Source organism: Phyllobacterium sp. A18/5-2 (genome assembly GCF_025452215.1).
GTDB lineage: Bacteria > Pseudomonadota > Alphaproteobacteria > Rhizobiales > Rhizobiaceae > Phyllobacterium > Phyllobacterium sophorae.
In genome coordinates this window covers 3,610,282-3,623,261 of record NZ_CP104966.1, presented here as the reverse complement: position 1 = coordinate 3,623,261, position 12,980 = coordinate 3,610,282, and the positions used below count along the sequence as shown (strand labels likewise).

Genomic DNA, 12,980 nt, shown 5'->3' with positions numbered 1-12,980 from the left:
TTGACGCCTGTCCCAACCAAAAGCCGGCCGTACCGTCGTGCTGGAACGGCTTGGCTTTTGTCAGCTGGGATGGTGGCCATTCTGGTCACGATGCCGGTCTTGGCCCTCGTGTATCAGGCGATGCAGGGCTCTGCCGGTTTATGGTCTCATCTTCTCACAAATGTCCTTCCAACGGCACTGACTGACACCGTGATGCTCCTTTGCGGGGTTGGTCTGCTGGCCGCCATTCTCGGTACGACTACCGCCTGGTTGGTCACTGCCTATGACTTTCCCGGGCGTGGTATTCTGGAATGGGCGCTGCTGCTTCCACTGGCGGTGCCGACCTACATCATCGCTTATGCCTACCTCGATATCTTGCACCCGATAGGCTCTCTACAAGGGACGATTCGCTGGCTCCTCGGCTATACAAATCCGCGCGAGTTCCGGCTTCCGGATATCCGCTCTATAACCGGCTGCATCATCTTGCTTGGGTTTGTGCTGTACCCTTACGTTTATATTCCAACACGTGCGATGTTCTTGACGCAAACAGCCAATTTGATCGAGGCATCACGAACCCTCGGTGTGTCAAGGCGGAGTGTCTTCTGGCACGTGGCTCTGCCGCTTGCACGCCCGGCGATTGCCGTAGGAATCAGTCTCGCTCTCATGGAAGCGCTGAATGATATCGGAGCCTCCGAGTTCCTCGGTGTTCGCACCCTGACAGTTTCAATTTATACGACATGGGTTACGCGGTCGGATCTGCCCGGTGCCGCGCAGATTGCGCTCTCGCTGCTGTGCGTGGTGGTGGCGCTCATCGCGCTCGAGCGGTGGGCCCGGCGAGAACAGCGCTATTCGATCAGTGCGCAACGCAGCCGCTATTTTGAACCGCATAAAGTGACGGCGATAAAAGGCCTGCTGCTATTTGGTCTCGGCTCCCTTCCGGTACTCATCGGATTTGTTGCCCCTGCCAGCTACCTTGTAACTCATGCTTGGAAACGCTTCCGGTTTGCGGGCGTGTCATCTCGATTCCTGGACGATGCGGCAAATACGATTGTTTTCGCGGCCACTGCGACGGTTATCGTAGTCATATTGGGTCTTATCGTCGCCTACGCGGTGCGACTGCGGCCAGGACCATCCGCGACCTGGTTCTACAGGCTTTCAACGATGGGCTATGCTGCTCCCGGAACCGTGATCGCCATCGGGGTTCTGGTCGTTGTCGGCAGTCTTGATCGTTTCATCGACAAAACCACCATTGCCTGGTTCGGCATATCTGCAGGTCTTGTTTTCATGGGGTCTGGCGCTGCACTCATTTATGCTTATGTCGCAAGGTTTCTGGCGATTTCCGCGGGTGGGACTGAAGCAGGATTGGCGCGCATTCCGCAATCGTTCGACCATGCTGCACGGACACTCGGCCAAACAACCGAAGGCACTTTCAGGTATGTTCATTTGCCGCTTTCGAAAGCAGCTCTGACGGCGGCGGGGCTGCTGGTATTCGTCGATTGCGTCAAGGAACTGCCCGCGACACTCCTTCTGCGTCCGCTCAATTTCGAGACATTTGCAACTCAACTCTATGGGGAGGCGGCGAGGGGCACCTACGAAGAAGCCGCGATCGCCGCCCTCGCGATCGTCGTTATCGGAATTCTCCCTGTTGTCCTGCTATCGAAAGTCGGACGACCGAAAGGCTGACCTTGGCCAAGGAGCGTTTCGATTTGTGAGAGACCGCAATGTCGATAAAGATGCGCCGAGTGAGGCAAACTGAGGATGGGGAAATGGGCAAGAACTTCAGCTGGTTGAACGAACCTGTTACATTCAGCGGCGACACGCTGGAGCTCAGGCTTACGACAGACGAAAAGACCGATTTCTGGCAGGAAACGTTCTACGGATTTCAGCGTGACAACGGTCACGCTTATCTGACGCCAGTCAGCGGTGATTTTACCGCCAGCGCAACTGTCCGGGGTGACTATCAGCAACTCTACGACCAAGCTGGACTCATGTTGCGAATTGATCAACGCAACTGGATCAAGACCGGCATTGAATACACGGACGGACTGATGCATTTCAGCGTGGTCGTCACAAACGGCACGTCGGACTGGTCAGTCATCCCCCTGCACGGTTCGGGCAAGGACGACGAAGTCGCGGTGCGTTTGACGCGACATGACAATGCGGTTCGCGTGCAATTTTCAGTTAACGGGGCGCCGTGGCAGCTCGCCCGTCTGGCGCCGTTTTCGAGCGCCGACGCTCTAGTGGGCGTCATGGCCTGCTCGCCAGAACGGGGCGGTTTCGAGGCCGTGTTTCAAAACCTGAGTGTGGGCCCCGCGATTGCTCGCGATCTTCACGGCTAGTCGATTCTTAACTCCCGAAAAGTTCCGGACGCTTTTCGCGCAGATGCAGAAGCAGTTTGCCCATTTGAGAGATGTGGGTCTCCATTGCCTTGGCGGCCCGATTTGCGTCCTTCTCTGCAATAGCAGTAATGATTGCCTCATGCTCGATCAGGGTCTCGATCATGCGCGTCTCATAGTGGAGCAGGAGCCGTCTGACGCGATCGATCTGGCTCCGCTCCTTCGAAGCGATCTCACGTAGACCTGCCAATCCCGCGGCATCACAGATCATGTCATGCATTGCTTCGTCAAGTTCGTAGAACTGCTCAAAATCAAGCCTGTCCGCGGCTTTCCTTTGGCGCTCCAGATTTTGTCGCAGGCGGGCCAGGAGTTCTGGTGTGCTGCGCTCGGCGGTTCGGCGGATCGCTGCTGTTTCGAGGGCCATGCGCACAAATTGCGCGGTTTCGATCTTATCCAGCCAAAGTCTTGCTACAAAGGTTCCCGTTTGGGGATAAATTTCGACCAGACCCTCATCGGCCAGGCGGTTGATCGCGTCGCTCACGGGCGTTCGTGAAACACCGAGCTGTGAGGCCACGAGTTCCTTGCGGATGGCCTCTCCGGGGGAGAGCTGCGATGAAATGATCGCCTGTCGCAGTATCGTATAGACTTGGTCCTTGCGCGTGACCGAGACGACTTTTTGCTCCCTGTAGTTCCTGCTCGAAGAACGAAGCTGCAAGATCCAGTCACCCCCAAGAATACCGTTTCCACTGCCGAAAATCGATCGCCACTCAACCGATTGACTCTGCCTCAATAACATCTAACATGTTACACGCTAACTGGAAAGAATGTTTTGGGAGGAGCATTTTGGACAGCCAATTCCCAATCGTATCGTTGCGTGGGATCAGCAAATCCTTTGCTCACGTGGTAGCGCTGAGAAGCATCGATCTTGATATCCATGCGGGTGAAATCCATGCGGTCATGGGTGAGAACGGCGCAGGAAAATCGACACTCGTGAAAGTCTTGAGCGGCGTTCATCGCCGTACCAGCGGGCAAATGACCGTTCGCGGTCGTGAGGTCGATTTTGCGACTCCGAAAGAGGCGGAACGCAATGGTATTGCGATCATCCATCAAGAACTCAACCTTATTCCAAGCCTGAGTGTTTCGGAAAATATCTTTCTCGGACGGGAGCCGCTTAAGGCCGGTTTGTTCATCGACTATGCAGAGATCGAAGCGCGGAGTGCCGACATTCTCGCGAAGTTCGGAATTGATATCGATCCGCGCGCAGATGTTGAGAATCTTCGTGTGGGCGAGCAGCAGTTGGTCGAAGTTGCGCGCGCTCTTTCCTTGAATGCGGATGTGCTCGTCCTTGATGAGCCGACCTCCGCCTTGTCGGAAGCTGAAGCACAGAGGCTTGCAAGCTTTGTACGCGCGCTCGCCCGTAAAGGCGTTGCGATCGTCTATATTTCACATCGCATGAGCGAGGTCTTCGCTCTCGCCGACAAGATCACGGTATTGCGTGATGGCAATTTCATTGCGACGCGGCATTCCGGTGAAATCAGCGAGCGTGATGTTATTCGCATGATGGTGGGGCGCGAACTCAAAAAGCAGGAAGCCAAATCGTCAGTTTCCGATAATCCGGTCGTCTTGTCCGTACGCAATCTCGGCCTGCAAAGGCCCAACTCTCGCGGACGAGATCCACAGCGTTGTCAACGATGTGAGCTTCGATCTCCGTGCTGGCGAAATCCTAGGCGTAGGCGGTCTGCTTGGCTCTGGCCGGACTGAAGTGCTGGAGCTCATTTTTGGAGCGGCGATCGGCAAACGCTCGGGCTCGATCCGGCATAGAGGGGTCAGCGTCCATGCCCAATCACTTACACCGCGCGGATCTGTCTCCAAAGGCATTGCATTCCTGACCGAGGACCGCAAGGGAACGGGGCTGTTGATGCATTCCGATATTCGTTCGAATGCCGTCTTGCCTTCCCTTCCATGGATTGCACCACTCGGCTGGATAACCAGATTTCGGGAGAACGCCGTTGCCAACCGGATGATAAAGGCGATGCGGGTTCGTTGCCAAGGACCCGATCAGAGGATCGATGAGCTGAGTGGCGGAAACCAGCAGAAGATTGTTCTCGGCAAGTGGCTGGAAACCAGACCGAGCGTTGTGCTGCTTGATGAACCGACACGGGGCATCGACGTTGGCGCCAAGGACGAAATCTATGACCTTCTCAAGAAGCTCGCGGATTCCGGCGCCGCAATCGTCATGGTAAGTTCGGAATTGCCGGAACTTCTCGCGCTTTCAAACCGTATTCTTGTGATGTGCGAGGGCAGGGCGACTGGCATCGTCGAGAGTCGTGAGTTTTCCGAGGAGCGGGTGATGGAGCTGGCGACGCCGTTGGGCAATGCGCTTGCGGGAGAAGCTGCATGACCGGTACGGGCGAGAAAATCATGCGATCATCGAGCGGCATGGAACGGCTGAAATACGTCTTGAAGGCGACTAAGCTCTATTGGGGCCTCGCCCTGCTGTTCCTTGTGGGCGTGCTTTCTTCACCCGTCTCATCAAAAGGCAATAACATCTTTCTTTCGTTTGGAAATCTGTCGGACGTTTTCCGTCAGATTTCGGTCACCGGCATCACCGCTGTCGGGATGACGCTGGTTATCCTGATCGCCGGGATCGATCTGTCGGTTGGATCCGTCCTTGCCTTGGGATCAGTGGTTTGCGCGATGCTCCTGACCAATGAGGGGTGGTCTGCTGCCTATTTTCTTGGCGTTCCCGCCGTTTTCCTTCTGGCTTTCCTGCTTCTGTTTGGCGTGGCTGCATTCGGACTCAAGCTGCAAAGCCGCTTTACGAATTCCACCCATGACAACCCGCCGGCCAATTCAAAGGTCGCCGCGATCCTTGTACTCGTAGCGGCTTTCGCCATTGCTCTTTGGATAGCGTCGAGTTCCGACGCGAAAGCCGGTGTGCTGCTGGTACTTCTCGTGGTGCCCGCCGTCGGGTTCATGCTTGGCACCGTGAATGGACTGATCATTGTCGGAGGACGCCTGCAGCCATTCATTGTAACGCTCGCGATGATGGTTGCGGGTTTGGGAATAGCACGCCTTACCGCGGGCCAGAATACGGCCGTCTGGCCCGTCTATACGGGCAGCAACGCGACGGAGAACTTCGAAGCTCTACGCTCGCTGATATTCGGAATCGTGCCCGTTCCGGGTGTTATCTTTGCCGGCATTATTGTCCTGTTTTGGGTCGTCCTGAAGTTTACAAAGTTTGGGCGCTACGTTTACGCTATCGGCGGCAACGAGGAAGCCGCTCGCCTGGCAGGTGTCCCAGTGTGGCGGGTTAAAATCACCGTCTACGCCATTTCGGGCTATCTCGCAGCACTTGCCGGTATTCTCTATGTCGCACAGTATCGTCAAGGGAAGCCCGATGCGGGCATGGGACTCGAGCTGGATGCCATTGCAGCCGTTGTTATCGGCGGCACCAGCCTCATGGGCGGACGAGGATCGATGATCGGAACGCTGGTCGGTGTTCTGATATTCGGCTTTCTCAGCAACATTCTCCAGCTCAACAACATCGACAGTAACACCCAGCTCGTCTTGAAGGGCGTCATCATCATCGTGGCCGTATTGCTCCAGGAACGGCGTTCAAGCGGATGGTTGTTCTTCCTGTCCCAACTCAGGGTACGCAATCAGCCCGATAGATCCGTGCAAAACCAGCAAGTCGATCGACAGCGGCACGGTGAGTGAGTCGCATAACAAAGAAAACACAAGGGAGAGAGACAATGAGCATTACTCGCAGACAACTTGCCAAATGGGCCATGGCAACCGCGCTAATTGCCCCATTCGCATTCAACGTCCCCACCGCAGACGCCAAGGACAAATATGTGATCGGCTTCAGCCAGACGACAACCGTGGAGCCCTGGCGTGTCCAATTCAACAAGGATCTGGAGGCCGAGGCCAAGAAACACGCCAATGTCGAATTGCTGGTCGCGGATGGCCAGGACAAGACGGAAAAACAGGTGGCTGACGTTGAGAATTTCATTCGGCAAGAAGTGGATGCCATCCTGATTTCACCCAAGGAATCGGCTGGTCTCACCGGCGTTGTCGAGAAAGCCATGGATGCCGGGATTCCGGTCATTGTACTCGATCGCAACGTCGATACCGACAAGTTCACGCAGTGGATTGGTGGAGACAATGTCGTCATCGGGGAGGCAGCCGGCAAATATGCCGTCGATCTCCTCGGCGGCAAGGGCAAAGCCAAGGGCACGGTCGTCGAGATATGGGGCGGCCTTGGAACGCAGGCCAGTCATGACCGGAGCAATGGCTTTCACAAATATACCGATGCAGAGCCAGGCATCAAGTATTTGCTCGACAAGCAATCGGGCGACTGGAAGCAGGATCAGGCCTATAACATCATGGCAACCGCCTTGCGCAACCATGAGGACATAACGATGGTCTACGGCCACAATGACCCGATGGCCTATGGCGCATATCTTGCGGCGAAGGATGCGGGCCGGGAAAAGAATATACTTTTCATCGGGGTGGACGGTCTTCCCAATGAAGGTGTGCAATGGGTGAACAAAGGTGAGCTCGCAGCGACATTCCTCTACCCGACGCCCGGGGCCGAAGGACTGCGCCAAGCGCTGAAAGTGCTGGCTGGAGAAAAAGTTGAAAAGAAGATCGTCCTTGAAACGGAAGCGATTACAAAGGAAAACGCCCCGGCGATTTTGAAAGCCAACGGTCTGTAATGTCGAATGAAATGGCGAGCCGCGTGATCGCGCGGCCCGCCCCAGGCATGTGCCCGTTTACCGCGTTTGGCTGAATCGTTTGCATCGGCGACGCTGGTGGCGCTCAATGCTGTGGCCAATTCCTTGTTGGGAGCATTGATAGGCAGGAGAATCGAGATGAAGAAAGATGTCATACTCACCGTGACGATTTTCATGTTGGGCTCGCTGATGACCCCTTCTTTCGCTGAACCCCTCAAAACCATGGCTGATGTTGGACGTGCGATCAATACCTGCTGGACCGCGCCATCAGGTTTGAAGGGCACCGTGACGCTCAGTTTCAGTTTCAAGCGTGATGGAAGTCTGTTTGGTAAGCCTCGGCCCACCAACATCAATGTCGAAGGCGACGACAAAGCGCGCCAGCAATTTATTGAGTCTGCCATCAACGCACTGAGCGCCTGTACGCCGCTGACTTTTTCCTCAGGACTGGCGGAAGGCATTGGCGGTCAGGTATTTACGATGCCTTTCAGTGCGCCGGATAATTCTGGCGTAACGCCTACAGTCAATACACAGTGAAGGTCTGTCGAGGGTCTATAGCCGCTTCAATCAGACAACCAGGGAATAAACGGCGGCGAAGTGTATGCCGGCCGCGATGAGGACGAAAGCGTGCCAGATCGCATTGTGAAACGGCAGGCGTTCAAGCACGTGGAAGATGACGCCCAACGAATAGACCATGCCGCCGGCGAGTATCAGCCAGAGTACCGAAGCTGAAAGGGCCCCCGCCAGTTCATGATAGGCAGCAACACCGCTCCAGCCCAGCGCGAGATAAAGTCCGATCGACAGCCTGTCGAATCTGTCTGGTTTCAGAATTTTCAACATGATCCCGGCCACCGCAATCACCCATACACCGGAGAGGAGCCACCAGGTACCGCTCTTGGCCATGAACGGCGTGTATGTCCCAGCAATAAGCAGATAGATCGCTGAATGGTCGAAACGCCGCAACAAGCGTTTCACCGGGGAAATCGGCCATATATTGTAGGCCGCGGAAAGCGCCATCGAGAGAACGAGCGTTGCAAGATAGATCGCGGTTGCCGCCGATGTGCCTCCGGCTGGTTGATTGAGTACGATCGTCAGCAGGGTCGTCGATGCGATAACGGCGAGAATGACGCCGACAATATGAACCGCGCCATCCGCCCACAACTCTGCCCCCGAATAATTCCGGAATATCGTAACGGGTAGGGCGCGTGTCGGTGGTGTCTGCAATGAGCTTCCTTGTTGATTAGGGTTACCAGCCTATTTCATTCCAATGGATAAACAACCAAAATCCGCCCCGTGCAATAGACCCGGATCGACAGGTCCGGTCGTGTCGCATGTCCCGGCCGTCTGGCGACGTCCCCCAGGGGGCATGACAGTCGCGCCAACCCGGCCAGGAAGAGCCCGATGCGCGGATAGGGAAAATATGTAACACTGTTATACTATGTTCAGTTCCTCCTCTGGGGAATATTGGAAGAGAAGTGCAAGAACTTGAACACCGGAGTGTTCGCTTGCTGCGTCGGGGGCGGCCATTGAATATTCTGCGCAGATACGGTGATCGCTGGAACTGGGTGCTCGCTCCGGCACTTTTGCGCCGCTTTGGCCTGATCTTCCCCGACGGAAAGAGCCTGTCCGGCAACACTGTGATGAACGCGCGCGCTTCGTCCTTACTGCCCTACGGGCTTTTTTCTGCTTCTCGCCGTCGCTGCCATCGTCATGGTGTTCGTTGTTGGTGTCTTTGAGAGCAGGGACCGCATGATTTCGCAGTCCAAGATCCAGCTGAGGCAGAAGACGGCGCTACTGGAGGCCTATGTCAGCAAGTTACTCGAGGCGAATGACATGGTCTTGCAGAACATTGCGTCGGAGATCGATCCGATGCCCTGGCCTGAAATTATTGCCTCGGAACGGGTATCGAAGCTGTTGGCGACACAGAAGCAATATCTGAAGCATTCGGGTGTCATCGCTCTCGTCAACCAGGACGGCTCCCTGGTGTCCTATAGCGAGGGTTTTCCGGCAAAATCGTTCAGCGTCACCGATCGGGATTACTACCGGTTCCATCGTGACAATCCCTCGGATGCGACTTTCATCGGCGAGCCATTGATTGGCCGCGTTTACGGCAAGCCGTCCTTGACGATGAGCAAGTCATTGCGTGGACCCGACGGGAAGTTTGAAGGTTTGATACTGATAACAATGCCGATCGAATATTTCTCCAGACTGTTCAAGGGAGCGGCCTCGCCATCGGACGTTGCTCAACTCCTGCGCGACAATGGAAAAGTGATCGTAAATGTTCCTTTCCTGGAAGGAAGCACCGCAGTGCCCCCCTGGTTCCCCGATGCGGTGTCCGAACATCCCGATGCGGGCGTCATTCAGAATATTTCATCGACAGAAGGAGACGACCGCCTGGTGGCCTACCGGAAGGTCGAGGAGTTTCCGTTTTATGTGAGTTATGGCATAGACGAGGGCAAGCTGCTTTCCGGGTGGCGGCAGTCGATTCGGGTTTACGGAGCTGTTCTGGCAGCAGCCCTCGCGGCCTTCATGGCGACGGCATGGCTCGCACGCCGCCGATCGATTGCGCTGGTGTATTCGAACGAGTCTCTCCGGGAAGTGAGTGAGCGTGTTCTGGTATCGCAAGATGATGAACGGCGCTCGATCGCACGGGACCTGCACGATTCCACCGGACAACACCTCATCGGCGCAGCCATGGAACTGGCAAATGTGAAATCCCGCATGCGCGATATCGATGACGAAACGTCCAAGGCGTTGGCGCGCACGGCGGAACTCATATCTCAAAGCAATGAGGAACTGCGAACACTTTCATACCTGCTGCATCCGCCGATGCTTGACGAGTCCGGGCTACCCAATGCCTTGGAACTTCTCGTCGTTGGCTTTGAGGAGCGCAGTGGGCTGGAAATTGAATTGCGGGTTTCGCCCGAAATCGGGACGAAGAGACCGCCGCCTGGCGTGGAGCTGGCTATTTTCCGTATCGTGCAGGAAGCGCTGACCAATATCTACCGGCATTCCCGGGCTCGCACCGCGACGATCAGGCTTGTTCGGCAGGGAAGCGACTCCAGCTCCATGCTTTCGCTCACGGTGAAAGACGACGGCGTTGGTATTGAACGCCGCAACCGCAAATACATAGGCGTCGGTCTTTCCGGCATGGAGGCACGCTTGCGTCCGCTCGATGGATTGCTCGATATATCCACGGGCAGAAAAGGGACGACGATATCGGTAAAGGTTCGTGGCTGAGAACCACGCCGGATAACTCAATTTTCGAACGTGTACCATCATTGCCGAAGACGGCGATGCGGTTCTCGCGCCGAACGAACTTCGCGCCGCCTTGGCGGTCACCGACTTGGCAATACTGCTCATCGAAGACGCTCGCTTGGTTGGGCTACGGCCGCTTGACGCAGCGGAAACCGACGTGGCTTGTGGACGTATCTTCCGGTTCTGCATGGCGGGCGGCGGGACGATAGCGCCGGCAGTAGTTCGGCGCACAAAGATGCGACCCGCCCTTGAGTACACGCCGTGGAATGCGAATCTCCGGTTGGGCTGGATCGTAGCTGGAGTCCATCGCTCCACCCCTGGGATTGACGGGAATGCAGCAAGCTTTTGCCGCGGGTTCGGGGTGGCGGGTCGACCAGAAATCGCCCGTCCACTCCCATACATTTCCGATCATGTCGTAAACGCCATATCCGTTTGATGGGAAACTACGGACGGGCGATGTTCGGTCATCGCCTTGGGAGCGAAGGTTGTGATGGGGGAAAATGCCTTGCCAGGTGTTGGCCATTAGCCGCCCTCCGGGCGTCATCTCGTCACCCCAAGCAAACTCGGCGTCGACCAGCCCGCCGCGTGCGGCGAGTTCCCACTCGGCCTCCGTTGGCAAATCCTTGCCCGCCCAGTCAGCATAAGCCTTGGCGTCGCAAAAGGCGACATGGACAACGGGATGCTCGAACTTGCCCCTTATGTCGCTTCGGCGTCCATATGGGTGTCTCCAATCGGCACCGAATTTGAATGTCCACCACTGGGTGATGTCGGGGCTTGTGACAGGACGGATTGGCGGATCGAACATCAGCGATCCGGCCTTGAGCATATGAGGCAATGCGCCGGGATAGTCCGTCGGATCGGGCGTTTTTTCTGCGAGCGTGACATATCCTGTAGCTTTGACGAATTCGATGAACTGACGGTTGGTGACGGGGGTTTCGTCAATCCAGAAACCATCGACTTCGACCGGATGGGCAGGCGCTTCCTCGGTGTAGTGCTTGTCCGAACCCATCGTGAAGGTTTTCCCGGGTATCCAGACGAGCCCGTCCTCGGAAACGGACGGCTCCTTGAGGGTCTCCCGCCGGATTATAGCTGTCATCCTGTCTCGCCTCCGAATTCGTCTGGTCCAGCATCAATAAGAAGGGGCGCCAACTGAAGTACGTTACGGTTACAAACGGCTGTTCAAGGGGTGAGGATGTGAAACTGGACGGGGCAGGCGGTTCCAGAATCGATGCACATCGCGCGTGACGCGAGTTCGGATAAAACTGCTGCCGTAACAGTTAAGTACTTCGTTCTCCTCCAGGATTGATCAAAGATCGGAATCCTCAAACTAATCAACAGGAGCCCTGGATGAGTGCGACACGTTTCCCGATCATCTCTGTCATTACATTCATTGCAAGTTTGCTCTTGTTCCAGCAGGCCCGGGCCGACGATGTAAAGCTGTCCGGCTTTCCCTCGCTTGTCCTATCCGGTGGAGCTGCCAAAGCGACCTCCCATCCCATTCCAAGGCCTTTCGATAACCGGGTGAAGGCCGATACACTCGACATCGGATTCGGTCGGACCGCTCTGGATGAGATCCAGAAACAGTTCGGAGGCGAAATCCGAACACGCGGTGCAGGAACGGGGGCGGCGAGCTGGTTGTGTTTTCAGGTGGCGCTCGACGGTCACGCCTCGAACCTTTGGTTCATTTCCAATGGAGAAGGCAGCGGTTCGAAGCGTCTCCTGACGATGGTGGCGGCGGAGGAAAGCGATACGGCGCGGTCGGGTTGTTCGCAGGGACCTGAGACACTCACCGTATGGATGCTCCCGGTACCTGGCTTGAAAGACCGTGAACAAGATTTACAGAGCGCTTTTGGCACATCGGTGAAAGACGGGATCATTCGGTATTCGAATGAAGCTGGACCGGATAATAATGGGTTTACGACGTTGCAGGCGCTTGTCTACAGACTGGAAGACGGCAGGATCAATGCTGTATCGTTTGGTCAGATCACGACGAAATAGTATTTGCCGAGCGCAATCACTCTGCCACCGCTGACATTGGACCGGCACGTCGCGCGTTGCGATTTAAAGCGAGTACGTAACAGTAACGCGAATTGGACAAAATCCGTCACCTGGATCAGGCAGGCAAGAGGCTCATGCGAGCGGACATCTAACGAAAATACTTCAATATAATTCCCGTATCCGCCCTGTCGAACCAAGATACGACATGGCGTTTACCGTAACGTACTCCCAAGCAACACCCTATTGGACATTATTGCATGTTGGTGGGTGCACAAATCCGCTGTCATCGATTTGTGTACTTTGTGCGTATGTTCACAATCCGAACCGATTAACCAGGAGCAGGTTCAAAATTAAGGCGATGTCGACGGCGTCAGAGCAACGGGGACTCTGGAAGTTGATGCTCAAACTGCCCGCAATGCGTGGACGGTTGCAGATGCTCAGCGCCCGAAATCCCACCCTGCTGAGCTTGTGTGATGCATTTGACGAAGCAAGCTCCACACTCGATCGTTTGCGGCGAAATGGCTCCGACGATCTGAAACTTATTGCCGAATACGAAACGCTGTGTTCAGATCTCGAGGGAGAGGTCATCGACATTTGCATGCGCGCTAAGATGATCTGAACTTGCGAGACGTAAATTAAACGTATCAGTACAATTCCGCTACAACCTAGGGTG

Annotated in this window: 11 protein-coding genes and 1 pseudogene; 9 read left to right on the top strand and 3 right to left on the bottom strand. The window is 55.7% G+C overall.

The features are described from left to right. Positions 1–69: 69 nt before the first annotated feature. On the top strand, positions 70–1,662 hold the full coding sequence (locus tag N8E89_RS18060) for an ABC transporter permease (RefSeq protein ID WP_262261956.1): 1,593 nt from the start codon (positions 70–72) through the stop codon (positions 1,660–1,662). A gap of 83 nt (positions 1,663–1,745) precedes the next feature. Then, positions 1,746–2,318 (top strand): DUF1349 domain-containing protein, encoded by a 573-nt coding sequence (locus N8E89_RS18055; protein ID WP_262260671.1) that lies wholly within the window; start codon positions 1,746–1,748, stop codon positions 2,316–2,318. A 7-nt stretch (positions 2,319–2,325) separates the two neighbouring features. Here the strand turns inward: N8E89_RS18055 and N8E89_RS18050 are convergent, their stop codons facing one another. Beyond that, positions 2,326–3,030, bottom strand: coding sequence for a GntR family transcriptional regulator (locus tag N8E89_RS18050; RefSeq protein ID WP_162707077.1), 705 nt, complete (start codon positions 3,028–3,030; stop codon positions 2,326–2,328). A gap of 86 nt (positions 3,031–3,116) precedes the next feature. Between N8E89_RS18050 and N8E89_RS29385 the strand changes: the two are divergent. The 4 genes and pseudogenes from N8E89_RS29385 (at position 3,117) to N8E89_RS18030 (ending at position 7,588) form a co-directional block, all read left to right on the top strand. Continuing rightward, positions 3,117–4,716 (top strand): annotated as a pseudogene (locus N8E89_RS29385) (sugar ABC transporter ATP-binding protein). A 38-nt stretch (positions 4,717–4,754) separates the two neighbouring features. Next, a complete protein-coding gene (locus N8E89_RS18040; protein ID WP_262261954.1) occupies positions 4,755–6,035 on the top strand; it encodes an ABC transporter permease in 1,281 nt (426 codons plus the stop codon). Positions 6,036–6,106: 71 nt separating this feature from the next. Beyond that, entirely contained in the window at positions 6,107–7,036 is a 930-nt protein-coding gene (locus N8E89_RS18035) for a substrate-binding domain-containing protein (protein WP_245448656.1), read from the top strand. 156 nt (positions 7,037–7,192) lie between these two features. Beyond that, complete coding sequence (locus tag N8E89_RS18030) at positions 7,193–7,588, top strand: UCP034077 family protein (protein WP_262260668.1); 396 nt, start codon at positions 7,193–7,195, stop codon at positions 7,586–7,588. A gap of 30 nt (positions 7,589–7,618) precedes the next feature. Here the strand turns inward: N8E89_RS18030 and trhA are convergent, their stop codons facing one another. Then, positions 7,619–8,275 (bottom strand): PAQR family membrane homeostasis protein TrhA, encoded by a 657-nt coding sequence (trhA, locus tag N8E89_RS18025; protein ID WP_245448630.1) that lies wholly within the window; start codon positions 8,273–8,275, stop codon positions 7,619–7,621. Positions 8,276–8,800: 525 nt separating this feature from the next. Here trhA and N8E89_RS18020 point away from each other — a divergent pair. Beyond that, complete coding sequence (locus tag N8E89_RS18020) at positions 8,801–10,291, top strand: cache domain-containing sensor histidine kinase (RefSeq protein WP_262260667.1); 1,491 nt, start codon at positions 8,801–8,803, stop codon at positions 10,289–10,291. A 145-nt stretch (positions 10,292–10,436) separates the two neighbouring features. On the opposite strand, the gene N8E89_RS18015 is transcribed toward N8E89_RS18020, so the two are convergent. Next, positions 10,437–11,405, bottom strand: coding sequence for a formylglycine-generating enzyme family protein (locus tag N8E89_RS18015; protein ID WP_262260665.1), 969 nt, complete (start codon positions 11,403–11,405; stop codon positions 10,437–10,439). A gap of 251 nt (positions 11,406–11,656) precedes the next feature. On the opposite strand from N8E89_RS18015, the gene N8E89_RS18010 reads away from it, so the two are divergent. Then, entirely contained in the window at positions 11,657–12,307 is a 651-nt protein-coding gene (locus N8E89_RS18010) for a hypothetical protein (protein ID WP_106663029.1), read from the top strand. A gap of 397 nt (positions 12,308–12,704) precedes the next feature. Next, positions 12,705–12,926 (top strand): hypothetical protein, encoded by a 222-nt coding sequence (locus tag N8E89_RS18005; protein WP_245448631.1) that lies wholly within the window; start codon positions 12,705–12,707, stop codon positions 12,924–12,926. The last annotated feature ends 54 nt before the right edge of the window (positions 12,927–12,980 follow it).